26 protein-coding genes and 2 tRNA genes are annotated in these 22753 nt (G+C 67.5%); 9 read left to right on the top strand and 19 right to left on the bottom strand.

All coding sequences use genetic code 11. The features are described 5' to 3' along the window. Window positions 1–88: 88 nt before the first annotated feature. Window positions 89–1186 carry a hypothetical protein gene (locus AVL48_RS23500; RefSeq protein WP_082857748.1) on the bottom strand — a complete coding sequence of 366 codons (1098 nt, stop codon included), beginning with the start codon at window positions 1184–1186 and terminating at the stop codon, window positions 89–91. 144 nt (window positions 1187–1330) lie between these two features. Between AVL48_RS23500 and AVL48_RS23495 the strand changes: the two genes are divergently transcribed. Continuing rightward, window positions 1331–2650: a serine/threonine-protein kinase gene (locus AVL48_RS23495; RefSeq protein ID WP_061988885.1), complete on the top strand. Its 1320-nt coding sequence runs from the start codon at window positions 1331–1333 to the stop codon at window positions 2648–2650. A gap of 49 nt (window positions 2651–2699) precedes the next feature. Further along, on the top strand, window positions 2700–3086 hold the full coding sequence (locus tag AVL48_RS23490) for a hypothetical protein (RefSeq protein ID WP_061988884.1): 387 nt from the start codon (window positions 2700–2702) through the stop codon (window positions 3084–3086). Here AVL48_RS23490 and AVL48_RS23485 read toward each other — a convergent pair. After that, window positions 3079–3267 carry a hypothetical protein gene (locus AVL48_RS23485; protein ID WP_061988882.1) on the bottom strand — a complete coding sequence of 63 codons (189 nt, stop codon included), beginning with the start codon at window positions 3265–3267 and terminating at the stop codon, window positions 3079–3081. The two genes, AVL48_RS23490 and AVL48_RS23485, sit on opposite strands and share 8 nt — an antisense overlap. Window positions 3268–3344: 77 nt before the next feature. Beyond that, window positions 3345–3887 carry a type 1 glutamine amidotransferase domain-containing protein gene (locus AVL48_RS23480; RefSeq protein WP_061988880.1) on the bottom strand — a complete coding sequence of 181 codons (543 nt, stop codon included), beginning with the start codon at window positions 3885–3887 and terminating at the stop codon, window positions 3345–3347. Between the two features lie 98 nt (window positions 3888–3985). Here AVL48_RS23480 and AVL48_RS23475 point away from each other — a divergent pair, with 98 nt between their 5' ends. Then, a complete protein-coding gene (locus tag AVL48_RS23475) occupies window positions 3986–4993 on the top strand; it encodes a DNA topoisomerase IB (protein ID WP_061988879.1) in 1008 nt (335 codons plus the stop codon). On the opposite strand, the gene AVL48_RS23470 is transcribed toward AVL48_RS23475, so the two are convergent. Then, on the bottom strand, window positions 4976–6568 hold the full coding sequence (locus tag AVL48_RS23470) for a SpoIIE family protein phosphatase (protein ID WP_061988877.1): 1593 nt from the start codon (window positions 6566–6568) through the stop codon (window positions 4976–4978). The two genes, AVL48_RS23475 and AVL48_RS23470, sit on opposite strands and share 18 nt — an antisense overlap. 163 nt (window positions 6569–6731) lie before the next feature. Between AVL48_RS23470 and AVL48_RS23465 the strand changes: the two genes are divergently transcribed. Continuing rightward, the gene (locus AVL48_RS23465) at window positions 6732–11405 is read left to right on the top strand and encodes a HAMP domain-containing protein (protein ID WP_244162657.1); all 4674 of its coding nucleotides are present in this window, start codon (window positions 6732–6734) and stop codon (window positions 11403–11405) included. 153 nt (window positions 11406–11558) lie between these two features. On the opposite strand, the gene AVL48_RS23460 is transcribed toward AVL48_RS23465, so the two are convergent. Beyond that, window positions 11559–11632: transfer RNA gene (locus AVL48_RS23460), tRNA-Gly, on the bottom strand. An 84-nt stretch (window positions 11633–11716) separates the two neighbouring features. Here AVL48_RS23460 and AVL48_RS23455 point away from each other — a divergent pair. Then, window positions 11717–11790: transfer RNA gene (locus AVL48_RS23455), tRNA-Pro, on the top strand. Between the two features lie 99 nt (window positions 11791–11889). On the opposite strand, the gene AVL48_RS23450 is transcribed toward AVL48_RS23455, so the two are convergent. Together AVL48_RS23450 and AVL48_RS38520 are read right to left on the bottom strand one after the other, a co-directional pair. Next, the gene (locus AVL48_RS23450) at window positions 11890–13338 is read right to left on the bottom strand and encodes a tyrosine-type recombinase/integrase (protein WP_061988874.1); all 1449 of its coding nucleotides are present in this window, start codon (window positions 13336–13338) and stop codon (window positions 11890–11892) included. Window positions 13339–13340: 2 nt separating this feature from the next. Then, window positions 13341–13547: an excisionase family DNA-binding protein gene (locus AVL48_RS38520; protein ID WP_061988872.1), complete on the bottom strand. Its 207-nt coding sequence runs from the start codon at window positions 13545–13547 to the stop codon at window positions 13341–13343. 229 nt (window positions 13548–13776) lie between these two features. Here AVL48_RS38520 and AVL48_RS38515 point away from each other — a divergent pair, with 229 nt between their 5' ends. Together AVL48_RS38515 and AVL48_RS23445 are read left to right on the top strand one after the other, a co-directional pair. Further along, entirely contained in the window at window positions 13777–14079 is a 303-nt protein-coding gene (locus AVL48_RS38515) for a helix-turn-helix domain-containing protein (RefSeq protein WP_063816596.1), read from the top strand. Then, window positions 14063–14263 carry a helix-turn-helix transcriptional regulator gene (locus tag AVL48_RS23445; RefSeq protein ID WP_061988870.1) on the top strand — a complete coding sequence of 67 codons (201 nt, stop codon included), beginning with the start codon at window positions 14063–14065 and terminating at the stop codon, window positions 14261–14263. The genes AVL48_RS38515 and AVL48_RS23445 overlap by 17 nt, the downstream gene beginning before the upstream one ends. Window positions 14264–14316: 53 nt before the next feature. Here AVL48_RS23445 and AVL48_RS23440 read toward each other — a convergent pair whose 3' ends face one another. The 3 genes from AVL48_RS23440 to AVL48_RS23430 all read right to left on the bottom strand — a co-directional run bounded on the left by AVL48_RS23440 (window position 14317) and on the right by AVL48_RS23430 (window position 16796). Next, window positions 14317–14625: a hypothetical protein gene (locus tag AVL48_RS23440; RefSeq protein WP_061988868.1), complete on the bottom strand. Its 309-nt coding sequence runs from the start codon at window positions 14623–14625 to the stop codon at window positions 14317–14319. A gap of 114 nt (window positions 14626–14739) precedes the next feature. Further along, entirely contained in the window at window positions 14740–15804 is a 1065-nt protein-coding gene (locus tag AVL48_RS23435) for a YaaC family protein (RefSeq protein ID WP_061988866.1), read from the bottom strand. 239 nt (window positions 15805–16043) lie between these two features. Beyond that, window positions 16044–16796 carry a hypothetical protein gene (locus tag AVL48_RS23430; protein ID WP_061988864.1) on the bottom strand — a complete coding sequence of 251 codons (753 nt, stop codon included), beginning with the start codon at window positions 16794–16796 and terminating at the stop codon, window positions 16044–16046. 164 nt (window positions 16797–16960) lie between these two features. Here AVL48_RS23430 and AVL48_RS23425 point away from each other — a divergent pair, with 164 nt between their 5' ends. Continuing rightward, window positions 16961–18067 (top strand): three-Cys-motif partner protein TcmP, encoded by a 1107-nt coding sequence (locus AVL48_RS23425; protein WP_061988862.1) that lies wholly within the window; start codon window positions 16961–16963, stop codon window positions 18065–18067. Here the strand turns inward: AVL48_RS23425 and AVL48_RS23420 are convergent. From AVL48_RS23420 to AVL48_RS23385, 8 genes are all read right to left on the bottom strand, one after another. Beyond that, window positions 18054–18806: a DUF5131 family protein gene (locus tag AVL48_RS23420; RefSeq protein WP_061988860.1), complete on the bottom strand. Its 753-nt coding sequence runs from the start codon at window positions 18804–18806 to the stop codon at window positions 18054–18056. The genes AVL48_RS23425 and AVL48_RS23420 overlap by 14 nt on opposite strands. A gap of 177 nt (window positions 18807–18983) precedes the next feature. Next, the gene (locus AVL48_RS39840; RefSeq protein WP_061988858.1) at window positions 18984–19439 is read right to left on the bottom strand and encodes a DNA cytosine methyltransferase; all 456 of its coding nucleotides are present in this window, start codon (window positions 19437–19439) and stop codon (window positions 18984–18986) included. Continuing rightward, window positions 19436–19780 carry a hypothetical protein gene (locus AVL48_RS23410; RefSeq protein ID WP_061988856.1) on the bottom strand — a complete coding sequence of 115 codons (345 nt, stop codon included), beginning with the start codon at window positions 19778–19780 and terminating at the stop codon, window positions 19436–19438. The genes AVL48_RS39840 and AVL48_RS23410 overlap by 4 nt, the downstream gene beginning before the upstream one ends. Beyond that, entirely contained in the window at window positions 19780–20202 is a 423-nt protein-coding gene (locus tag AVL48_RS23405) for a hypothetical protein (RefSeq protein WP_061988854.1), read from the bottom strand. The genes AVL48_RS23410 and AVL48_RS23405 overlap by 1 nt, the downstream gene beginning before the upstream one ends. 5 nt (window positions 20203–20207) lie before the next feature. Further along, window positions 20208–20528 (bottom strand): hypothetical protein, encoded by a 321-nt coding sequence (locus AVL48_RS23400; RefSeq protein WP_061988852.1) that lies wholly within the window; start codon window positions 20526–20528, stop codon window positions 20208–20210. 10 nt (window positions 20529–20538) lie between these two features. After that, window positions 20539–20772, bottom strand: coding sequence for a hypothetical protein (locus AVL48_RS23395; protein ID WP_061988850.1), 234 nt, complete (start codon window positions 20770–20772; stop codon window positions 20539–20541). 33 nt (window positions 20773–20805) lie between these two features. After that, entirely contained in the window at window positions 20806–21213 is a 408-nt protein-coding gene (locus AVL48_RS23390; RefSeq protein WP_063816595.1) for an SLOG family protein, read from the bottom strand. 13 nt (window positions 21214–21226) lie between these two features. Continuing rightward, window positions 21227–21457: a hypothetical protein gene (locus AVL48_RS23385; protein WP_143105067.1), complete on the bottom strand. Its 231-nt coding sequence runs from the start codon at window positions 21455–21457 to the stop codon at window positions 21227–21229. Between the two features lie 450 nt (window positions 21458–21907). Between AVL48_RS23385 and AVL48_RS23375 the strand changes: the two genes are divergently transcribed. Further along, a complete protein-coding gene (locus tag AVL48_RS23375) occupies window positions 21908–22321 on the top strand; it encodes a hypothetical protein (RefSeq protein WP_143178242.1) in 414 nt (137 codons plus the stop codon). A gap of 8 nt (window positions 22322–22329) precedes the next feature. Here the strand turns inward: AVL48_RS23375 and AVL48_RS39635 are convergent. Then, window positions 22330–22753 (bottom strand): hypothetical protein (locus tag AVL48_RS39635; protein ID WP_211274743.1); only part of this gene is annotated, 424 nt, incomplete at its 5' end.

Below are 22753 nucleotides of genomic sequence, written 5' to 3'. Positions count from 1 at the left end.
ACTCAGATTACGACATGGCGTGCGAGTGTGTGAACCTCCCTCAGGGCCTTGCCTACCTGCGGTGATCACTCATGCGGCCGGGGTCGCGTCAAGCGAAGGCGAGTTCACTCCAGGTGACCCCGCCGTCGGTGGTGCGGTAGAGGGCCGATCCGCCGTCGGCGTCGGGCAGGCCGTCGACCACCACCCCGACGCGCTCGTCGGGGAAGTCGAGGTCGTTGAGGCACACGCCGCGCCCGCTGAGCACCGTCGTCGTCCAGGTCGTGCCGCCGTCGGTGGTGCTGTGCAGGTACCCGGTGCCGCCGCCCTCCGCCGCGACGGTCGCCGCCGACGGTGACGCGGCACTGAAACTCTGGTTGATCCCGAGCGTGGGCGCTTGCGCCGTCCCGGTGAACGTCCCGCCGAGCTTCGGCGCCCGCCACAACCGCCGGACGGTCGCCCCCGGATGCGGCGTGCCCGGTCCCCCGCTGCACAACGCCAGCACCTGACCCCGCCGGATCCCGCTCAACGAAGCCGAACTGTCCGGCGGACACGGCGGCGGCGCGCTCGCGAAGGTGAGGCCGTCGGCGGAGGTCCAGTACTTCTGGACGCGGTAATCAGCGCCCATGGAGATCTGCACGCCACCGCTCACGGCGACGTCGCCGTAGGTCGCGGAACCGGTGACAGTGAACCCCGGGACCGGCAACAGGAGCCGGGTACCGGCGAGCCCGGCGTACAACGTCGTCGTCGAAGGGCTGCCGAAACCGGTGACCATCGCGAACACCCGCGGCCCCGATTCGGTGATCTTCGAAATATAGAAGGGTTCCCGGACGCCGGCGAGCCGGACACGGGACCATTTGCCGCCGCCGTCGCGGCTGGCGAGCAGCTGGGTACCGTCGGAGAGGAAGAGGTCACGGTCGCCGATCACCGTGAGTTTGACCTGGTTGTGGTTGTCCGGCAACGAGATCGGCGGCGTGCCGACCTGTCGCCACCGTTCCCCGCCATCGGTGGTCGACAGCAGCGACGCGCACCATCCCGGCTTCCCACAGGGCGAAAACCCGAGGACGAAGCCGTGTCTCGGTCCGGTCCAGCTCGTCGAAGCGGGCGCGAAACCCTTGGGCACCAACGAATCGGCGGCGGCTGCCGGGGTGAGGACGGCCAGGGCGGTCAGTGTGGTGGCGGCGAGCGCGGCCCACCGGTTCGGCGTCATGATCACGAGACGTGCGGCCCCCGCCGGGGTTGCCCGCCATTCGAAGTGAACCCATTGTTCACCTCCGGTACGCTCGCAAGCCTTGTTTCGCCCGGAGCCGGACCGGGTATACGTCGTTCGGCCGGTGAGACGGAGGTAGCACCGATGGACGACGCGGGTGCGCGCACTGGTGGTGAGGACGAAGACCTCGACGCCGGTACCACGCAACGCCGCTTCAGCCTGAACGTCCACGACCCGGACCATCTGCCGCACCGGCTCGCGGGCCGGTACGAGGTGGGGGATCTGCTCGGGCGTGGAGCGACAGCACGGGTGTTCCGCGCCTACGACCTGCGCGAAGGGCGTGAGGTCGCGCTGAAGCTCTTCCACGCCGACACCATGACCCGCGACCAGCGCCGCCGTGAGCAGGAGATCCAGACCCTCAGCGCGGTTCGCCATCCCGGACTGGTCCCGCTGTACGACACGGGCTCCGACGACGGCTACAGCTATCTCACGATGCGGCTGGTCGAAGGGCCGAACCTGGCTCAGCGCCTGCGGTCCGGACCGCTCTCCCACGCCGCGGTCGTCGACCTGGCCGCGCGGCTGGCGGACGCGCTCGCGCACGTCCACGCGCACGGCATCACCCACCGCGATCTCAAACCGGCGAACATCCTGATGGCCGACGACGGCCCGTTGATCGGCGACTTCGGTGTCGCGCACGCCTTCGACGCGACCAGGGTGACCGAGACCGGCGGCGTCGTCGGCACGGCGGCGTACATGGCCCCTGAACAGGTGCGCGGTGAGAAGGTCGGCCCGCCCGCCGACGTCTACGCGCTCGGGCTGGTCCTGCTGGAATGCCTCTCCGGCGAACGCGAGTACACCGGGACACCGGTCGAGGCCGCGGTCGGACGGCTGCACCGGCAGCCGCGGATCCCGGACGGGCTGTCCACCACGATGACCACCCTGCTGCGCGGGATGACCGCGCGGAAGCCGTCGCAGCGGCCGACCGCGGCGGCGATCGCGCGAATCCTGCTGGAGGACTCCACCGGGACGGCGGTCGCCCTCCCCGCCGCGGTCGGGCGCAAGCGAGCGGCCGTGGTCGCCGCCATCAGCGCGCCCGCCGCCGCGATCACCATCGGCGTGCTGCTGGCGGTCAACCAGCCCGGGGCGAACCCCCCTTCGTCACCCGAAGGAATGGTCCCGCCCGCGACGAGCGCGACTTCAGGTCCGGTGGCGGGTGAGCACCCGCCGTCCACGGAGGTCGTCGAAGTGCCCGCGCACGGGACGAAAGCCTCCGGCGGAACCGTCGTGGTGACCGAGAAGGTGCCGGTCACCACGAATCCACCGGCCACCGGAGAAAGTGCTGGCGTCACCTCGACGCCGCGGAGCGGGGCGGCCTCCGGCGGCGGCCCCGCCAACTCGGACAAGCCGAGCAAGTCGAAACCCCGGCCGCCCACTACGAAAACGAAGCCCGGGGTTCCCGGCTGAGCATCGGCCCGACCGGACTGTCCACTGTGGATGATGATGGGAGACGGCGATGACCTACCTCAACGACCCGCGTGAGCCGCAGGAGGAGATCGTCGAGCAGACGCCCGCCCGAATCCGGGTCGTGCGCGTCGTCAACGCCATCGTCCACGCGGTGTGCTGGATCTTCGCGCTGGTACTGATCGTGCACATCCTGCTGGTCTTCGGCGAGGCCAATCCCGGCAACGGGTTCGCGCAGCTGATCGACGGCTGGTCGCGCGGGGTCTCCCTCGGTCTGCGCAACCTGTTCACCCCCGACGGCGCCAAACTCCGCACCCTGCTCAACGACGGTCTCGCCGCACTCCTGTGGCTGATCATCGGTGGCGTGGTGACCGATCTGGTCTCGCGGATCGGCCTGCCGGGCCCGAAGCGCGTCTGGTACCGGCGGACCCTCAGGTGAGGGAGCCCGGTCTCCCCTGCGGGACGTCACCGGCCTGGGCCTGCTCGGCCTGGGCGTCGGTGACGTTCGCGGCGGCGGAAGTCTCCATCGCCTGCTGGGCGGAGCTCTCCTGGCCGGACTCCGGGGCGGTGTCGAAATGCTCACGGCACCAACGGCCGTAGCGTCTGGCATGCACGGTCATCGCGGCACCTCCTTCTCTGCCACCAAGGGTCCTCCAGCGAGGTCACGGGCGCCAGTCGATTTCGTGACGCCCGAAGATCATTTCCCGAATTCCGTCACGATCGCGGCGCAGAAGGCGGGCAGATCACCGGGGTTCCGGCTGGAGATGAGGCCGTTGTCGTTGACGACCTCCTGGTCGACGACGGTGCCGCCGGCGTTGCGGATGTCGGTGCGCACGCTGGGATAGGACGTGAGCGTACGGCCGCGGACGACGTCGGCCTCGACCAGTGTCCACGGGCCGTGGCAGATGACGCCGACCGGTTTACCGCTGTTCACGAAATCGCGGACGAACCGGACCGCGTTCTCGTCGGCGCGCAGATTGTCCGGATTCATCGTGCCGCCGGGGAGGACGAGTGCGTCGAAGTCGTCGACCGAAACGTCCTTGACGACCCGGTCCACAGTGAACTTGTCCGCCTTGTCGATGTCGCCGTTCATGGCCTGGATCTCGCCGGGTTCCAGCGAGATGACCTCGGCCGTCGCCCCCGCGTCGGTGACCGCTTTACGCGGTTCGACCAGTTCGACCTGTTCCACGCCGTCCGCGGCCAGGATGGCCACGCGGCGCCCGTTCAGCGATGTCGCCATGGGTTTCCCTCCTTGGGTCCTCTTCGCCCCGGACTACCCCGCGCCGGCCGCGCCGAACCATGGGCATGGATCACGGTCACCGGGGGTATTCGCCGCGCATGCGACTTCGGCGAGCGGACCTCGGGTCCCCCGGTATCCGTAGGCGGCGCAGAGGTCGCGGCTTCGGTTATCTGACCACTGACGGCGAGCCTCTGCAGGACAAGGACACGATCGAGCGGATCAGCGCGCTCGCGATACCGCCCGCCTGGCGGCACGTGTGGATCTCCCCGTACCAGAACGACCACATCCAGGCCGTCGGGGTGGACGACGCCGGACGGCGCCAGTACCTCTATCACCCCGAGTGGCGACGGGCACGGGACGAGGAGAAACACGAACGTGTCCTCGCCCTGGCCCGGAGGCTCCCCCGGCTCCGCGAAGCCGTCCAGGAGGATCTCGATTCCCGCGGGCTCACTCGTAACCGCGTTCTCGCCGGGGCGCTGCGCATGATCGACCTCGGCGTGTTCCGGACCGGCGGCGAGAGCTACGCCGACGAGCACGGCACGCACGGGGTGGCGACGCTGCTGTGCGAGCACGTCGAGCTCGACGGCGAATGCCTGGTCTGCGACTACCCGGCGAAGCACGGGATCCAGCGGAAGGTGCGGCTGCGCGACGAAAGCCTCGTGCGGCTGGTCCGGTCGCTCCGGCGGGCCCGCGGCGGCGAAGTCCGCCTACTCGCCTATCGCGACTCCGCGGGCTGGCACGACGTGAAGGCCGACGACATCAACGAACGGCTCAAGGAACTCGTGGGTGAGGACTTCACCGCGAAGGATCTGCGGACCTGGAACGCCACCGTGCTCGCCGCTTCGGCCTTCGCGGGCAAGGAAAAACCCTCCAGCGCACGAGGGCTGAAGCGCGTCGAGAAGGCGGTGATGACGGAGGTCGCCGAGGGGCTCGGCAACACGCCCACCGTCGCGAGACAGTCCTATGTGGACCCACGGGTGATCGAGGCGTACGAAAAGGACCGGACCATCGAGCGCGCGGTACGGCGGGCGGCGAAGGTGTCCGATCCGAACGAGGCGCGCACGATCGTCGAACGCGCGGTGGTGCGGCTAATCGGCGGCTCGTGAGGGTGGCGCGGTGGCCTCGATGGCGAGGACTGCGATGTCGTCGTGCGTCCCGCTGCCGAGCCACTCCCGCACCGCCGAACGCACCCGGCGGACCACTTCGCGACCGGAGAGCCCCCGGCAGCCGATCAGCAGTTCACGCAGCCGTTCGTCCCCGAACAGGTCCGACGGCCGCTCGTGGTGGCGTGCCTCGGTGATCCCGTCGGTGTAGAGCAGGCAGACATCGCCCTCGGCCAGCCGGATGGTCGTCTCGGCGAACCGGGCCTGCGGGGAGATCCCGACCAGGGTGCCGGGCAGGGTGATCTCGTCGACCCCGCCGCGGCGGCGCACCACCAGCGGCGCGGGATGCCCACCTGAGGCGAGGGTGAGCGCGGGGCCGTCGGCCTCGGTCAGCACCGAACCGAGCACCAGCGTCGCGAACCGGCCGCTGCCGCCGCTGATGAGCAGGGCGTTGAGCAGGCTCAGCAGCGTGGTGCCGTCCTGTTCGACGAGGTTGAGCGCGGCGATGGTCTGCCGGACCCGGCCGGTGAGCGCGGCCGCCTCGGCGCCCTTGCCACAGACGTCGCCGAGGACGAACGTCGCGCCGCCGTCCTCACGCGGCAGGACGTCGTAGAAGTCGCCGCCGACGTCGAGCAGCCCGCCCGAGGGCTCGTACCAGACATCGAACTTGACGCCGGGGACGTCCGGCGGTGCTGTCGGGCGCAGCGTGGTCTCCAGACCGCGGGTGGCCTCTTCCTGCCGGGCGTAGCGGTGCGCGTTCGCCAAGGCCGTCCCGGCCGCGCGGGCGAATTCGGCCACCGCGCGCGAATGGTCTTCGCCGAACGCGGGAGCGCCGCGCCTGGCGAGTACGACCGCGCCGGTGACCCCGGCACCGCCGTCGAGCCCCAGCGAGACCACGGTCACCGACGGATGGACGGCGAGCCGCTCCGCGACGATCGCGGGCAGCGTCGCGACCTCCTCCTCGGGGACGGTCTTGACCTCGGGTTCCTCGGGCGTGGCGGCGAAGGTTCCGGCGAGCACCGGCGCCAGCTGGGCCGGGACGCGGCGGATGCGGCCGTGCCCGTGGCTGGTGCGGCGGTCGCAGCTCCACCACTCCCACCGGCCACGGGTGGTGGGCAGCAGGACGAACACACAGTCGGCGAGTTCGGCGGCGGCGAGTTCGGCGATCACCTTCGCCGTCCCGTGCCGTCCCCGTGCCGAGGCCAGCCGAGGGGCCGCGGCGGCGAGGAAGCCGTCCACCCGCGGGCCGTCGGCCGCGACCGCGGAGGTCACCGTCCACGCGTGCCAGCCACCGGGCAGCGTCCGGATCCGCGCGGGGAACCGGCGGCCGGTGTGCTCGACGTAGCCGACCTCGGGGCCTTCGGCGGTCAGCACCGGGCGGCCGCCGCCGAACAGCTCGCGGGCGGCGGGATTCGACCAGCGCAGCGCCCCGTCGACGTCCTGTACGAGCACGGCGTCACGCACGTCTTCGAGCAGCTCGCGCCAGAACCTCCCGGATTCGGGCAGCGCGCCCTCACTCGCCCCTGCCGACGGCTCCGAGGGGAGCGACGTCGAGGCCGGGGCCGGCCGTGACACCATTCCCGGACCTCCTCCTGCCTGGCGGATAGCGCAGCGTGAGCGGGCGGACTGGCTCGAAGTGTAGGTCGAATCATGGCACGCTGATGCGACGACCATGGCTTGGCATGCGTGGTGGAGAGGGTCGACACAGATGACACAGCACTCCCAAAGGCACCGAAGCCCCGTGGAAGGTGGTGGCGCCCAGTCCGACGATGCGACCCTGGAACGCCTGCTCGCGGCGGCCCGAGACCTCGGGGACGGCAACTTCCGGCGGCGGTTCGTGGCGCACGGCGACGGGCTCGCGGCCCAGCTCGCGGGCGCTTTCAACGACATCGCCGAACGCAACCAGCGGCTGGTGGCCGAACTCCTGCGCGTCCGCGAAGCGGTCGGCAAGGAAGGCAGGCTGACCGAGCGTGTCGCGGCCGAGATCGGTCCCGGCGGCTGGGCGACCGCGGTCGACGTGGTGAACGGGCTGATCGAGGACGTGAGCAGGCCCACTGCCGAGCTCAACCGCGTACTCGGGGCGGTCGCCGAGGGTGATCTGTCCGAGACGATGCCGCTGGAGGTCGGCGGGCGGCCACTGCAAGGTCAGTTCTTCGAAGTCGCCAAAACGCTGAACGGCCTGATCAAGCAGCTGTCACGCTTCGCGACCGAAGTCACCAGAGTGGCCCGTGAGATCGCCACGGAAGGCCGTCTCGGCGGACAGGCCGAGGTTCCGGGTGTGTCGGGCACCTGGCGTGATCTGACCGACAACGTCAACGTCATGGCCAGCAACCTGACCGACCAGGTCCGCAACATCGCCCAGGTCACCACCGCGGTGGCGCGAGGCGACCTGACCCAGAAGATCAACGTCGACGCGCGCGGCGAGATCCTGGAGCTCAAGAACACCGTCAACATCATGGTCGATCAGCTCTCGGCCTTCGCCGACGAAGTCACCCGCGTCTCCCGGGAGGTCGGTAGCGAAGGCCGTCTCGGTGGTCAGGCGCAGGTCCCCGGCGCGGCGGGCACGTGGCGCGACCTCACCGATTCGGTGAACCTGATGGCGGACAACCTGACCGACCAGGTCCGCAACATCGCCCAGGTGGCCACGGCGGTGGCGAAGGGCGACCTGTCGCAGAAGATCAACGTCGACGCCAAGGGCGAGATCCTCGAACTCAAGAACACCCTGAACACCATGGTCGACCAGCTCTCGGCGTTCGCGGACGAGGTCACGCGAGTGGCGCGCGAGGTCGGCAGCGAAGGCCGTCTCGGCGGACAGGCCGAGGTCCCTGGGGTGGCGGGCACCTGGCGCGGGCTCACCGACTCGGTGAACCAGATGGCGGACAACCTCACCCACCAGGTCCGCAACATCGCACAGGTCACCACGGCGGTGGCGAAGGGCGACCTGACCCAGAAGATCACGGTCGACGCGCGCGGCGAGATCCTCGAACTGAAGACGACCGTCAACACGATGGTCGACCAGCTCTCGGCCTTCGCCGACGAAGTCACGCGAGTGGCGCGCGAAGTCGGCACCGAAGGCAAGCTCGGCGGTCAGGCTCAGGTGCCGGGGGTGGCCGGGACGTGGCGCGACCTCACCGGGTCGGTCAACTTCATGGCGAACAACCTCACCGCGCAGGTCCGCAACATCGCCCAGGTGGCGACAGCGGTGGCGAAGGGTGACCTGTCGCAGAAGATCGCCGTCGACGCCAAGGGCGAGATCCTCGAACTCAAGAACACGCTGAACACCATGGTGGATCAGCTGTCCTCGTTCGCCGACGAGGTCACCCGGGTCGCCCGCGAGGTCGGCAGCGACGGGCGGCTCGGCGGCCAGGCGCAGGTGCCCGGCGTCGCCGGTACCTGGAAGGACCTCACCGACAACGTCAACTTCATGGCGAACAACCTGACCGACCAGGTGCGCAACATCGCCCAGGTCACCACGGCCGTCGCGAAGGGCGACCTGACGCAGAAGATCATCGTCGACGCACGCGGCGAGATCCTGGAGCTCAAGAACACCGTCAACACGATGGTCGACCAGCTCTCGGCCTTCGCCGACGAAGTCACCCGCGTCTCCCGTGAAGTGGGTACGGAAGGCAAGCTCGGCGGTCAGGCGCAGGTGCGCGGCGTCGCGGGGACCTGGAAGGACCTCACCGACAACGTCAACGTCATGGCCGACAACCTCACCGATCAGGTGCGGAGCATCGCCACGGTGACGACGGCGGTGGCGAACGGCGACCTTTCGAAGAAGATTTCGATCGATGCGCAGGGCGAGGTCGCCGTGCTCGCCGAGACGATCAACAGCATGGTCGAGACGCTGCGCGCGTTCGCCGACGAGGTCACCCGGGTCGCGCGCGAGGTCGGTACCGAAGGCATCCTCGGCGGCCAGGCCCGCGTGCCGAACGTGGCGGGCACGTGGAAGGCGTTGACGGACAACGTGAACGTCATGGCCGACAACCTCACCGGCCAGGTCCGCAGCATCGCGACCGTGACCACCGCGGTGGCGCAGGGCGATCTGTCGAAGAAGATCGACATCGACGCCCGCGGCGAGATCCTCGAACTCAAGACGACCATCAACACGATGGTCGACCAGCTGTCGTCCTTCGCCTCCGAGGTCACCCGGGTCGCGCGCGAAGTCGGCACCGACGGCACGCTCGGCGGCCAGGCGGAGGTGCCCGGCGTCGCCGGCACGTGGTCGCGGCTGACCGAAAGCGTGAACCAGCTGGCCGGGAACCTGACCACGCAGGTGCGGGCGATCGCCCAGGTGGCCACCGCGGTGACCGCGGGCGATCTGACCCGCCACATCACCGTCGACGCGTCCGGGGAGGTGGCCGAACTCAAGGACAACATCAACCAGATGATCGCGAACCTGAAGGAGACCACCCGCGCCAACCGCGAACAGGACTGGCTCAAGACCAACCTCGCCCGGCTGTCCGCGCTCATGCAGGGTCACCGCGATCTCGCGTCCGTGGCGTCGCTGATCCTCAGTGAGCTGACGCCGCTGGTGTCCGCGCAGCAGGGCGCGTTCTTCCTCGCCCGCGAAGACGAGCAGGACGAGATGGTTCTCGAGAGCATCGCCGCCTACGGGCTGGCGAAGTCACAGGCGGGCCTGCGGTTCGCGCCCGGCGAGTCGCTCATCGGACAGGCCGCGGTCGACCGCCGCACGATCCTGGTCCACGAGGCCCCGCCGGAGTACGCGCTGATCTCTTCCGGCCTGGGTTCGGCCGCCCCGGTCAACGTGATCGTGCTGCCGGTGCTGTTCCAGGGCGAGGTGCTCGGCGTGCTGGAACTGGCGACGATCAACGCCTTCAGCACCGTCCACATCGACCTGCTGGAGCAGCTGAAGGAGACCATCGCGGTCAACGTCAGCACCATCCAGTCCAACTCGCGCACCGAGGCGCTGCTGACCGAATCCCAGCGCCTGGCACAGGAACTGCGCGCGCGGTCCGAGCAGTTGCAGGCGCAGCAACGGGAACTGCGCCGCTCCAACACGGATCTGGCGGAGAAGGCTGCACTGCTGGCACAGCAGAACCGCGACATCGAGGTCAAGAACAGCGAGATCGAGCAGGCACGACAGGAACTCGAAGAACGCGCCGGCCAGCTGACCATGGCGTCGCAGTACAAATCCGAGTTCATGGCGAACATGTCACACGAGCTGCGGACCCCGCTCAACAGCGCGCTGATCCTGGCGAAACTGCTCTCGGAGAACCCGGACGGGAACCTGACGGAGAAACAGGTCCAGTTCGCGCGCACGATCTACTCGGCGGGCAGCGACCTGCAGCAGCTGATCAACGACATCCTCGACATGGCCAAGGTCGAGGCCGGTCACCTGGACCTGCAGATGTCCGACGTCACGCTGCCCGAACTGGTCGAGTACGTCGAATCGATCTGCCGTCCGCTCACCTCGGACAAGGGCCTGGAGTTCGCCGTCCTGATCGACCCGCCGGTGCCGTCGTCGATCCACACCGACGAACACCGCCTGCAGCAGGTGCTGCGGAACCTGCTGTCCAACGCGGCGAAGTTCACCGACGAGGGCGGCGTACGCCTGCACATCCGGATGGCCGACCCCTACGAGGTCGAAACGGACTCGCTCCGCCAAGCCCCCGGCGTCCTCGCGTTCGCCGTCGAGGACACCGGGATCGGCATAGCCCCGGACAAACTCGCGATCATCTTCGACGCCTTCCGCCAGGCCGATGGCACCACCAGCCGCAAATACGGCGGTACCGGGCTCGGCCTGTCGATCAGCCAGCAGCTGACGGAACTGCTCGGCGGCGAACTCCGTGTCCGCAGCGAGCCCGGCAAGGGCAGCACGTTCACCCTTTACCTGCCGGTGAGCGCGTCGAACCTGGTCGTCCCGACCACACAGGCGGGCGGTGTCCCGCTGATCATGGCCGTCCCGCCGGTGGCCCCGGCGAAGCCGTCGCTGCGGTTCCACGGCGAGAAGATCTTGATCGTCGACGACGACCTGCGCAACGTCTTCGCGCTGGCCTCCGTGCTGGAACGCAACGGGCTGGAGGTCATCTACGCCGAGACCGGCGTCGCGGGCATCCGGGCACTGGAACGGCACGAGGACACCGCGCTCGTCCTGATGGACGTGATGATGCCCGAACTGGACGGCAACGCCACGATCACCGCCATCCGCGCCGAAGCCGCGCACGAGGACCTGCCTGTGATCGCTGTCACGGCGAAGGCGACGGCGGAGGACAAGGCCCGGACGCTGGCTTCGGGAGCGGACGACTACGTGACGAAGCCTGTCGACACCGACAAGCTGCTGGACCTGATCGCGGCCCACCTTGAGGCGGACGCGGCCTCCAGCGGCCTCTCACAGGCCGCCGTGGCCGCCGCCGAGGACTCCGAGGCTTCTGCGGACGGCGACGAGGACTGAGCCTTCGGTCCGGTTGGTCGTGAGTGGCGTTTCGGGTTCTAACCCGAATCGCCACTCACGACACCCCGCCGACGCTCTCGGACGCCACGCGTGCTTCCCCTCGACACAAAAGAACCCGCAGGCCAGGCGCCTGCGGGTGCTGCTGCGGAGCAGTGGAGCGGGTGACGGGAATCGAACCCGCGTAGCTAGTTTGGAAGACTAGGGCTCTACCATTGAGCTACACCCGCGTGCCCCCGGAGTACCGGGTGCGAAAACAGCTTAGCGTGACCCGCTAGGCTGTGCGCACACCCCCCGGGAGATCCGGGGAGTCACGGGATGTGGCGCAGCTTGGTAGCGCATCCGCTTTGGGAGCGGAGGGTCGCAGGTTCAAATCCTGTCATCCCGACTTCGGTCGACACAGTGAGCAGCAAAAACGGCGGGACCAGCTCAAATGAGCCAGTCCCGCCGTCTCAGTTTCCGTCTCAGTACAAGGCGTTATACGGGTTCAGCTCACCACTCGAAGGACGGGCGGATCCTCGTCGTCGGGATCACCCGACGCCTTGGCAGCGTCGAGTAGGCGCTGGAGCTGGTCGATCAGCGAAGCATCGGTGGACGGTGGCGTTGTGGGCGGCTTCGCCGTGTCGCTCCACAGGAAGTCGCCAACCTGTCCTGCGATCTCGGTGACGACCTCGTCAGGCACGTGCACGTAGCGTTTCGCCACTGCCGCGTCTCCCCAGCCCATGATCTCCATGATCGCGGGCAGCGGGACTTTGAGGACCAGTAGCATGGTGGCCGCGGTATGCCGAGCGTCGTGCAGTCGGGCGTCGCGCACCTCCGCCTCGGCCAGCAACGCCTTCCACTCGTCATGGTCAGCGCGAGGATCGAGCGGGCGGCCGGTCGGCTGGGCGAATACCCAGCCGCCCTCCTGCCACTCGGTGCCAGCAAACTCCCGTTCCTCGTCCTGCGCGGCCTTGTGCGTGCGCAGCAGCTTCAGCAGTGGCTTCGGGATGCCGACGGTGCGGCGTCCGGCCTTAGATTTCACGTCGACTTCGCGAAGGCCTCCACCGTGACGCTTCGGGCACGAACTCGCGTGCCGTACACAGTCGGGCGGGCACACAGGCGGACACTTCGCATGCCTGGTGCACGCGTCGGGGCAGGGCGTGACCTTGTGGAGCCGTGCACCGCATTGGTGAGGGTCGTCGCATCCGTGCTTCCACTTGTGCCGCTGAAGCTGGCGCGGTGTCCGCAGCAGACCGGCGTCGAGATCGATTCGCGACCACTTCAGGCCGAGCGCTTCACCCCGTCGAAGGCCGAGCGCGAGGGCGATCACGAACCGCGCTCCATTACGCCGGCCGCGGGCTGCGGCCAGAACACGCTTCGCCTCAACCGCGGTCAGCGGAACGATCTCGTCCTCGTCGAGACGGGGCGACTTCGCCAGCTTCGCCGGATTCGTGTCCAGCCGTCCACGGTCCAGCGCGACGTTGAACGCCGTCTTCGCAGTGCGGTGCACCTGGTGCACCGTTCCAGGCTTCGCGCCGCGGGCGGCCAACTTCGCGTACAGCTTTTCGAGGTGCTCGGGCTCCAGCTTCCGGAGCCGATGTGCGCCGAGCCCGGGAATGAGGTGCTTGTAGACCGCTGTCCGATACCCGGCCAGTGTGTTCTCGCGAACGGATGGCGCCGCGATCGTCTCGACCCAATGGATCAACCACCTCTCGACGGTCCAGGTCCGCGCTCCGGCTTTGGGCACCTTGCCGCTGTCGCGGAGGCGCTCCAGTTCTCGCACCTTGCTGATTACCTCAGCCTCGGTCGCCCGCTCGACGTGTCGCCGGTCCGGCTTTCCGTTATCGAGCACACCCATGGTGACGCGACCATGCCATTTTCCGTCCTTTCCCAAGTAGATACTGCTGGCACCGTTAGGTGCGCGCGTGCCCTCCAGTCGCTTCTTGCGCGGCATAATCAGTCGCCTTTCGGAGCAGAAAGGCTCTCGACGTACGCGGCTAGCTCATCAGCCGGGATTCGCCGGTAACGGCCAACAAGCACACTCGGGACCACCTCGTCCTTGATCAGCGCAAACATGGTGGTGCGACTAACAGCAAGGCGGTCGGCCGCCTGCTCAACCGTCAGCATCTCCCGAGGAACCTTCGCGTTCTCAGATAAGTTCACACTCGCCTCCTTAATCAACCATCACCGTGACCGACGTTCCGCATGAAATCAACCGTACTTCAAATCATCAGAATTGAGCGGAAAAATATTCAGTTCAATTTATCGCTCATTTTGCTGCATTTGCACATGTGTCACGATTTGCAGCAACTCCGGCCAGTGGTGACACTTGGACTCCAAGCCGTACCCGCCAACGCCACAGACAGGCGGGATGGCGGAGACAGGACGATCGATGATTGATCACGATCAGGCCGACCCGTCGGCCGCCTTGCTGCACCGCATTGCCGAGTTGATTGCCAACACTGTCGTCGAGCGATTCGCGGACGCACAGCCTCCACCAGCAACAGCGCGTCGACTACTGACGGTTGAGGAAGCAGCGGAAAGCCTTACCGTCAGTCGCACGATCATCTACGAGCTGATCCGAAGTGGCGAACTTGAATCTGTGTCGATTGGCCGACTACGGAGAGTCCCGGTGGATGCGGTCGACAAGTTCGTGACTCGGCTTCGCGAGGAGCAAAATGCCCCGTCCACGTGACCTGCTGACAGTCGAAGAAGCGTGTTACGAGCTGCGCGTCGCCCGCAGCACGTTCTATGAGTGGCGCGCGAAGAGGCGCGGGCCGAAGTGCATCAAGCTCCCGAACGGCGGGATTCGCATCCGACGCACCGACCTTGAGCGGTGGCTCGAGGATCAGGAAGAGGATCTCGACAACGGGAAGTAGCCCGTGCTTCGGCGAACCACGAGGCCTGATCCGTCATCGACGTGCATAGCCGGTCACTCGTCGGTCTGATTGTCCCGATCGAGCAGCTCGATGATCTGCCCCAAGGAGGTGGTTACCGTGCTGAAGCCTTGGCGCATCTCCTCGCGCAGGCCGCGCACATCGTCGCGAAGGTCAACCTGGTCCTCGCGCAGGGCGTTCAGCGTGCCAGTATGGGCTCGGAGTTCGGCACGGACTTCCGCGACGTCGCGATCGGCGCCCGCGGCGAGCACCCGAGCTGCAGCGCTATCGGCAGACCGCTCGCTAAGTTCGGCCACTTGACGTTCCAAACGTGCTACCCGCTGCGCCAGGTTCTCATCCGCCACGTCGCCGATCCTACTGCCTCCAGTGGACTGGCTGGGCGCGGCATTTGGGTCGCGAGAGGCCGGCCGCCACAAGGCGGTCGCAGGTCGGCGAACTTGTGAGCACGTACCGACGGATCAGCTGTCGACGGCGCTGATGGTTCGGTGGATAAGCTCCGGGAGCAGGTACAACGCCTGGTCGAGGAAGTACTCAATCGCGGTGGCGTCGGCGCTCTCGTTTATGTCGATGAGGCTGCCCCAGACCTTGGGCTCGTACCGGGCCAACATCGATAGCCCGTACAGGATCGCCCACCACAGCAGGAAGGGATGGGCGGGCTCCGTGGCGCCGCCGACCACAGGGAATGCGAGGCGCTGGCGCCCTCGGTATTGGATCGTGTGACGGTCAAGCACTGCGTCTTCAGCCTCGGCATAGCCCGGATTGGGCCATGCGACGGGCACTTCCGCCGCGTCGCCAGCGAGGCGCAAACCGATCGGGTTGCCGTCCGGTGCCTGGAATTCCCACCCTCCAAGACCGGGGTACCGGTTGAGGAAGGCAGCAACACGCCGGCGTTCCTCGGCGTAGCCGGCGGCGTCGGCGCCGGGACCGCTGCCAGAAGCGCTCGCCACGTAGGCCAGCTCCGATGGGACTCCACGGACCGAGACCGGCACGTTGTGCCCCCTGACCGTCGTGGCATTCGTTTCGATCGAGACCGGGCGCATTGTGCCCATGCCAGGTAAGGGGAATCGGCTAACGTCGGGCAGGAGTCCCCACAGTTCGCCGATCGGTGTGGCGACCGGCAGGGATGCGCCGCCGAGGAACCGCGCCAGTTGGGTAAACGAGCCCTTCCCCTGGTCGGCGACCGTAAGCGCAGCCAACCCCGTTGTCGCTATCCCCTGCATTTCACCGGTCCGGATTCCATGGCCATCAAGTCGGTAATCGTCGTTGCTCACAGCACGCGCAGCGGCGGCCACGGCTCGCCCAGCCTGCGATAGGCCGTAGAACGCGAGCAGCGGCCGGGCCGCAGGACCGACAGTCAATGCCGCACCCAGCAACTGCTCTGCCTGCTCGAGCGCCATGTTGAACGTCCGCTTGCGATCGCCCCGGCCTGCCCGGCCAGGCGGGTTCGCCCGCAACGTGCGCAGCATCTGCCACGCGACAGGCGGCGGAGTCGTCCCAAGGTCAAGCCAGGTCTGCCCGTACACAACGGCTCCTCCGCAGTCGAACGCGCCGCTTATCGTAGCCCTGTTCCCTGTAGGCGATCGTGCCACCAGCAGAAATCCCCTGGTCAAGCTAAGTGAACCTGAGGAAGCGAACCCTCCAACCCCCACATTGCGAGAGTGCTGGTCGAAGGCATGTTGCGCGCCTCCCGATCGGAAGCATGAATCGGGACCTCTCTGAGGCGACTTACTCGCATGTTGGTGCTTCAGCCTGGCGATACTGATCAACTTTGCGAGTCGGTGCGGTCACCGTCACCTGGCCCGGCCGCGTCAGATTCTGTCGGGCGAATCATCTGCGCCTTGAGCTCTTCGTACTCCACTCGTCGAGCCTTGGCCTCGGCCGCTCGGCGCTCCATGAACACGGCCCGCTCTTCTTGGACGACCTCAACGGGGTTACTGGCGATCGCCGACGCACTGAGGACCTCTGAGATCTCCTTCAGAACCTTCACAGCGTCGTGCAAGCCGTGGACTTGGGTGTACATGGCACCCCTCCGAACGTCGAAATCCACGGTGAAGGTCTCGTTGTAGCGTCGACCACCACTGTCGCGGTAGCTGGTCATCACCTTGAAGCTCATCGGCAACCCGCTCGGATACCTGTCAATGGCGCTGTCAAAGAACATTCGAAACTCGCGCCCCGGCGCGAACATCGGCGTAGGTTCGTTCAGGATCCGTGCGTCTTTCAACTTGAACTGCGTGGTTTCGTTAGTTCGTGTCGGCACCGGGTCGAAAATGAGGTGCAGGTCGTACGCTGGCGATTTACCGATATTGGTGATCACGAGATCGACCAACTTCTCGGACGCATGCCCAGGGAGGAGATCGACCACGATGTACGGTCGTGCTTGCTCGATGCGCAGCTTCTGTGCAGACCGGACTTGAGACAGGCCGACTGTCAGGGCAGTTATAAAGGCAAGGAGCGCGATGATCGAGCCCACACCTTGCCAGGCTACGGCCGTAAGGCCGAAGAACTCTGGGTTCACTGCGCCAGCTTACGACTCGCCACTGGCCCAGCTTCGGTCGACATTGCACGGTCGTGCAGTTGATCCGTCATGGCTGGGCTGCCGTGCGAACACCTGTTCTCTGTTACCTGGCGCACACTGTAGGTAGTGTGGTCGATCACGGGAGCCGTTCGCGGAGGGGAGCCATGGACGACACACTGTGGTCGCTGGAGCCTGCAACTGAAGCGAAACACCGGCTGTACAAGCGCTACCTCGATGGCTGGTGGCCCGTGCTGCTCCAGCCGAACGCCAAGGGGTTCAGCTGGCCGAAGGTGACCTACGTCGATGCGTTCGCTGGCCCCGGCCGGTACCTCGACGGTGAAGAGGGCTCACCGGTGTTCGTGCTCGACAGGCTGCTGAATCACTCCTCACGGGATCGGATGGGGCTTCGCCGCTCCCGTGTGCAGCTGGTGTTCATCGAGAAGCGCCGCGATCGATACGAGCATCTGGTCGCCGAGCTCCGTGAGAAGTTCGGCGACCTGGCGGCCCTGCCCGTGCGAGTTGAGGTCGTGCACGGCGAGGCGGCCACCGAGACCACCCTGGCTCTTGACCGGCTCGGCGCCTGGGGGAACCCGGTTCTTGCGATCTTCGACAGCTGGGGCAACGTGAACGTGCCGCTCCCGCTGCTGAGCAAGATCGCGGGAAATCGGGCCAGTGAATCGATCGTGACGTTCGGGCCGAACTGGTTCAGCCGCCGGGAAGACCTGGACGCCGACCAGCTCGACGCCGTGTTCGGCGGCCGCGAGTTCTGGCAGAAGGCCGACCGGGACAGCGCCCCCGACGAGCGGTGGAGAGAGTGGCTCTCGACGTACCGCGACGCCCTCCAGCGGGCTGGGTTCGAGTATCAGCTGAAATTCGAGGTCGTGCCACGCACCGGCCAGCCGTTGTACCTGGTCCACGGCACCAAGCACGTCAAAGGCGTCCAGGTCATGAAGGACGCCATGTGGAAGGTGGACGGCGAGGGCGGCATGCGCTTCCGTGACACCCGCACCCGCGGGGCCGAAGTCGCCGGGCAGATGGACCTCTTCGGCAGTGGCGGCGGTGTCGACCCCGAGTTGCGGGAACTGCTCGCCCAGAAGCTCGCGAGCGGGCCCATCAGCGTGGAGACCCTGCGTGACTGGCTGGAACGCGAAACTGCCCGGTGGCTCGGCAAACACGCGGCAGAGGCTCTGCGAGTCCTCTCAGCCGAAGGCGTGGTGCACGTCGAGCCATCCGGGCAGATCAACCGGAAATCGGTGGTCAGGCTGCGGTAACGACGCGAGACGGCATCTCGTCCCACGTACGGCCATCCAGGTCGCGGCCGCCGGCCTTCGGGGTACGGCCGCCCCACTGCTTGAAGAAGAACGCAACGTCGTCCTGCTGACACTGATCGCGGATCTCCGTGGCCCACTCTGGCGCCATCGGTCGTGCGTGCGGGCCAGACTCTCCGCCGACAATGACCCACCCGATCCCAGCAAGGTCCAGCTTTGGAAGCGGGCCGAGCAGCGGCTCGCAGGACAGGAACCGCACCGCGGCAGGCACCTCGCGCAGGTCGTCGATCCGATAGGCCACGCGCTCGTCCTCGACCGACACCCCGAGCCACAGATTCGGCGGCCAGTCCAGCGAGGACGCGAGCCGACGGATCCGGCGGGACCGCTTCGTCAACACCTGGTACGTGTGTTGCGGAGTCGCTTCCATGACCGCGAACACTCGCCGGATGAACTCCACCGGCACCTTCGCGTGGAACAGGTCGCTCATCGAATTCACGAACACCAGCCGAGGGTGCCGCCACCTGAACGGCTCTCCCAGCGCCGCGGCATGTGTCGCCACCCCGAACCCCGGGCCGCTCGTGCGCGGGTCGCCGTCGGTCTGGTACTTCGCCGACCCCATCGCCTTGAGCCGCTTCGCCAGCGTCAACGCGTAACAGTGATCGCACCCGGTCGACACCCGGTCACACCCGGTCGTCGGGTTCCAGGTCGCCTCGGTCCACTCGATCGACGAACCATCACTCATCGTCTAATCCTCCTCCACATTCGTCGGCGGAACTCCAGTTCCACCCCCGGGTGGCGGGGAATGTCGTATGCGGACGGCCACTCCCCGTGCACTCTACTTCGCGCCACAGTCCTGTCGTCCCCGACGCTCACTGTCGCCGCCTCTCCGTCGTGACGTGGACGTTTTCGTGTTTCTCGGTCAGGCGATCGCTTCCGGTACGTCCAGCACGGCCCGGAGCCGGGCGCCGATCCACGCGCCGACGGCCGGGGACACCGCGTTGTCGAAACCGTCGGTCTGGGCGCGGGCGGTGCCCCACACGACGAACGTCCCCTGGTAGCCGGGGAAGTCCACGTCGAAGCCGCAGCCGCGGCCGATCTCGTGTTTGCTGAGCAACCGGAAGTAACAGTCGTCGTGGTAGTCGGCCGACTCGGGGTCGACCAGGTCCGCGATCCAGTGCTCGGCCTCCGGGTGGTTCGCCTCGTGCACCTCGACCTTGAACTCGTTGTGGTTCGCGGCCATGATCGTCTCGAACCCGGCCTGCTTGATCCCCTGCGTCAGGCCCCCGAACCCGGAGAACAGATCCACCGCGACCGGGTCATCGTGGCGGGAACGCCGGCGGCGCTTCGCGGGCCGGTGCGTGGCCGTGCGGCTCATGCCTCCTCCCCTGCGGCCTGCACGATCTCGTGGTGCATCATCCCGGCGGCGGCCTCGGGGTTGGCGATGATCCACGCCGCGATCCGCTTCGCGCGAGACAGGTTCCGGCGCCCCGGGCGCGCGATCCAGCGGCCGTGGTCGAGCGGGATCGTCCCTGCGGTCCAGCCCACCTCCTCGGGATCGGGGTAAGCCCGGTGAAGGTGCCACTCGTCCGTGGCCGACCAACCACTCTTGCCGCGGTGGACGCTGTGGGCCGCCAACGCCCACACGGTGTAGTCGTGCTCGGTCAGGTAGAGCCCTTGCTCGTCGATCCAGACGAGTTCGGCGGGAGGGTTCGTCATCACTGGTTCTCCTCGGCAGCAGCCGGGGCCGCAAGGTGTTCCGGCCTTGCGCTGCCGAGATGGGTTTCGAGTTCGGCCAGAGTGAGCATGGCGGTGCGCTGGAAGTGGGGCTGCCCCACGTCCGGGGGGAGCAGCTCGTGGAGCCGGTCGTGTTCGACGGTGAAGACCGTGACGCGGTGACCGGCCATCGTGCCGCTGATCTTGACCCCAGTTGCTGTGCCGCTCGGGAATGCCCGGAGGTCCACGGTGATGTCTCCACTGAGGGTGCGCGCCCAGGCGAGCGCTGCCGGTGTTCCCTCGTCGCTGGCGATCTGGAGTGTCGAATCCGAGGTGACACTGGCCAGCTCGGCAAGGTCAGGGTGGGCGTTGATGTGGACGGACAGCGCGGCGAAGAAGGCGGCCTGGTTCGTGGGTTCAGTCATGACGTTCAGTCCTTTGTGGTCGAGGAGTGCCGGGGGTTGTAGATGCCGATCACGGTGTGGCTCCAGGTGCCGCTGGCGCGGTCGCCGTGCTTGTTCACGCGCAGTCCGAGGAACCGCGTCCAGGCGTCGAAGGTGGCCTGGGGGTTCGTGTCGAACGGGTCGTCGGTCTCGCCGTGCAGGCACGATCCGGCGGCGGTGCTGACGCTCCAGCGCAGCGGCGGGATCTCGGCCTGCTCGGCGGCAACCAGGAGGTCAGCCAAGACGCGGGCGCGGCGCATCTGCTGCTCGCGCTCGAACCAGCGGTCATCATCACGGGGATTGCTCACGGGGTTCTCCTCAGCACGAGTGGTTGACGTCGGTGGGGATGGCGTCGAGGACGCGCTGCACGAGGGCGGCCGGGAGTACGCCATGCTCGATCGCGGCGAGTGCGGCATAGGCGTCGGCGAGCCGGATCGCGTTGTCCCGGTAGGGCTCGGGCTTGGGCCACAATGCCGTCGGACCGTTGTGGTGTTCGTTGTTGACGGCGGCCTTGGCGATGAGGTCTGCGGCCTTGGCGAGGTACTGCGACATCGGTTTCTCCTGACTGGTTGGCGTATCCGGTTTTCAGAGCCCGGCCGCGACCGGGTCGTCGTCGGCCAGGACGTCGGTTGCGGTGCGGTGGATGACGGTGTGGATTCCGGCGCGCTGCGCGGCTTCGGCGCAGTGGGTGGCGCCGCGGGAGTTGTCGTGGATGAAGGCGAGGCAGTAGTCGGCGCCGGCGTTGACCATGTGCTCGTTGCGGCGGAGGCCAGCGGCGCGGCCGTGGCGGTCCCAGTCGGCGAGCCACTGCTCGATCTGTCCGCCCCAGTGCGTCCAGCACTCTTCGGCGAGCTTGTCGGCGCCGCGCGGGCAGGCCCCGGTGACCAGGACGGTGTCCGGTCGCCACTGCCAGATCTTCGCGAGAGCGTCGCGGATCATCGTGGTGTCGGTCCAGGTGCGGGACCCGGTGACCAGCACGCGCGGCACAGTCATGCGGTCCTCCTCCTCAGATGTGCCACTGGTGGCCGCAGTCGAGGCAGGTCGCGATTCCGGCGAGGACGTAGAAGCTCCAATGCGTGCAGCCCATGCGGATCTCGTCGACGGCGTCGGTGATCCACTCGTGGACCTGTGCGGTTTCGATCTCGGTAAACACGGCGGTACCGGGTTCGCTGCACGCCTCGTGCCAGTCGTCGCGGGCTTCTTTCACCGCCACGGTTTCCGCTACACCCGCACTCACGACACGGCCCCGTTCGGCTCGACCGCGAACAGCGTGGACTGCCCATCCACGTCGCCCCAGGCGGCGAGTTTGGTGTCCGCTCCGGCGGTCCCTGCCGGGCGCTTCCCGCGTCCTTTGGTGGCTACGACCTGGCTTTTGAGTTCGTGGAGTTTCTCCACGGTCATGCCGAGTGCTTCGGCGTCGAGTTCGGCTTTGGTCTTNNTCAAGGGGTCAGGCCAAAAAGTTTTTGGGCGCACGCTTTTCGCGCCCGAAAAGTTTTTGGAATGCGCCCCTTGACCGTGAGGTTGGGGCCGTGCTAAGCCGGGCTGCGAAGCTCAAAAACACAGTCCGCGCTTGCGCGGACCTTGTTCCGCCCGCAGAGGGCGGTTATGGGTAGCGGCGACCGAACGTCGGCGGATTGCCTCGGTCGGTGGACGGTTTCTGTCGGGGGCGCGTGTCACCATGGATTCCATGGAGCTGACCGGACGCGACTTCGACCGGATCCCCCGCCGCAACGTGCGGGTGCCGGTCGTGGAGTTCGCGCGCCTGTGGCTGGCCGCCGAACGCCAGTACGAGCGCGAACGCACCTGGGCGGCGCTCGGTGTTGTCGACGTGTGCCGCTGGCTAGCCTGCGCGACCGTCCGGCTCGAAACCGGCCGTACCTTCCTGGCCTACGCCCCGGTCACTGAGCGAACTGGTCTAGCGCACGAGGAAACCATCGAAGCGGAATGCCTGGCTGCTGAGCGGCTGTTGCTGCGACGGCCAGTGCCTGCGTACCTCGAGAACCGGCCCGGCTGGCTTGAATCGATCGTGGCCACCCTGGAGTGGGCGTGGCATCGCAGCGGGGTTCCGCCGCTCGACATCCCCGCCCACTCCCAGGGCTGACCAGTTCATCACCCGTACACCGCGCCGTCGGCGTCGGCCATCTCGTCCGCCTCGGCAGCATCTGCGGTGTTGCGGCGGTACAGCTCCGCCGCATGGGCTTCCTCGTGCGCGTGCTGTTCCTCGGCCGCTTGTCGGGCGGCGATCTCCTTCAATGCGCGCTGCGCGCGCTCGACCGATTCGGCTGTCTCGTCCGCCGACGGCACCCGTACCTCGTCGGACTCGACGACCGGTTCCTCGGTGGCCGCGACCTCACGAATGTCGGGCACGTCGACCTCGGCCGCGGCGGCGGCATCGTCGGCGGTGGTGACGGTGTCGACGTCGTCGGCGCGCTGCTGGGCAACGTCGGTGAGGTCGTGTTCGGCGGTGACCTCGCGGTGGGCGTCTTCGGCGGCCATGTGCTCGTTGTGGACGTCGAGCCATTCCTCGGCGGTG

This window comes from Amycolatopsis regifaucium (assembly GCF_001613935.1).
GTDB lineage: Bacteria > Actinomycetota > Actinomycetes > Mycobacteriales > Pseudonocardiaceae > Amycolatopsis > Amycolatopsis regifaucium.
Note: the sequence above shows the minus strand (reverse complement) of the source record. Positions and strands in the feature narration are given on the sequence as shown.

Bases quoted from the DNA above. Each gene is read 5' to 3' on its own strand.
- AVL48_RS23500 (WP_082857748.1), bottom strand. From the start codon at position 1,186: ATGACGCCGAACCGGTGGGCCGCGCTCGCCGCCACCACACTGACCGCC.
- AVL48_RS23495 (WP_061988885.1), top strand. From the start codon at position 1,331: ATGGACGACGCGGGTGCGCGCACTGGTGGTGAGGACGAAGACCTCGAC.
- AVL48_RS23490 (WP_061988884.1), top strand. From the start codon at position 2,700: ATGACCTACCTCAACGACCCGCGTGAGCCGCAGGAGGAGATCGTCGAG.
- AVL48_RS23485 (WP_061988882.1), bottom strand. From the start codon at position 3,267: ATGACCGTGCATGCCAGACGCTACGGCCGTTGGTGCCGTGAGCATTTC.
- AVL48_RS23480 (WP_061988880.1), bottom strand. From the start codon at position 3,887: ATGGCGACATCGCTGAACGGGCGCCGCGTGGCCATCCTGGCCGCGGAC.
- AVL48_RS23475 (WP_061988879.1), top strand. From the start codon at position 3,986: ATGCGACTTCGGCGAGCGGACCTCGGGTCCCCCGGTATCCGTAGGCGG.
- AVL48_RS23470 (WP_061988877.1), bottom strand. From the start codon at position 6,568: ATGGTGTCACGGCCGGCCCCGGCCTCGACGTCGCTCCCCTCGGAGCCG.
- AVL48_RS23450 (WP_061988874.1), bottom strand. From the start codon at position 13,338: ATGCCGCGCAAGAAGCGACTGGAGGGCACGCGCGCACCTAACGGTGCC.
- AVL48_RS38515 (WP_063816596.1), top strand. From the start codon at position 13,777: ATGATTGATCACGATCAGGCCGACCCGTCGGCCGCCTTGCTGCACCGC.
- AVL48_RS23445 (WP_061988870.1), top strand. From the start codon at position 14,063: ATGCCCCGTCCACGTGACCTGCTGACAGTCGAAGAAGCGTGTTACGAG.
- AVL48_RS23425 (WP_061988862.1), top strand. From the start codon at position 16,961: ATGGACGACACACTGTGGTCGCTGGAGCCTGCAACTGAAGCGAAACAC.
- AVL48_RS23420 (WP_061988860.1), bottom strand. From the start codon at position 18,806: ATGAGTGATGGTTCGTCGATCGAGTGGACCGAGGCGACCTGGAACCCG.
- AVL48_RS39840 (WP_061988858.1), bottom strand. From the start codon at position 19,439: ATGAGCCGCACGGCCACGCACCGGCCCGCGAAGCGCCGCCGGCGTTCC.
- AVL48_RS23410 (WP_061988856.1), bottom strand. From the start codon at position 19,780: ATGACGAACCCTCCCGCCGAACTCGTCTGGATCGACGAGCAAGGGCTC.
- AVL48_RS23405 (WP_061988854.1), bottom strand. From the start codon at position 20,202: ATGACTGAACCCACGAACCAGGCCGCCTTCTTCGCCGCGCTGTCCGTC.
- AVL48_RS23395 (WP_061988850.1), bottom strand. From the start codon at position 20,772: ATGTCGCAGTACCTCGCCAAGGCCGCAGACCTCATCGCCAAGGCCGCC.
- AVL48_RS23390 (WP_063816595.1), bottom strand. From the start codon at position 21,213: ATGACTGTGCCGCGCGTGCTGGTCACCGGGTCCCGCACCTGGACCGAC.
- AVL48_RS23375 (WP_143178242.1), top strand. From the start codon at position 21,908: ATGGAGCTGACCGGACGCGACTTCGACCGGATCCCCCGCCGCAACGTG.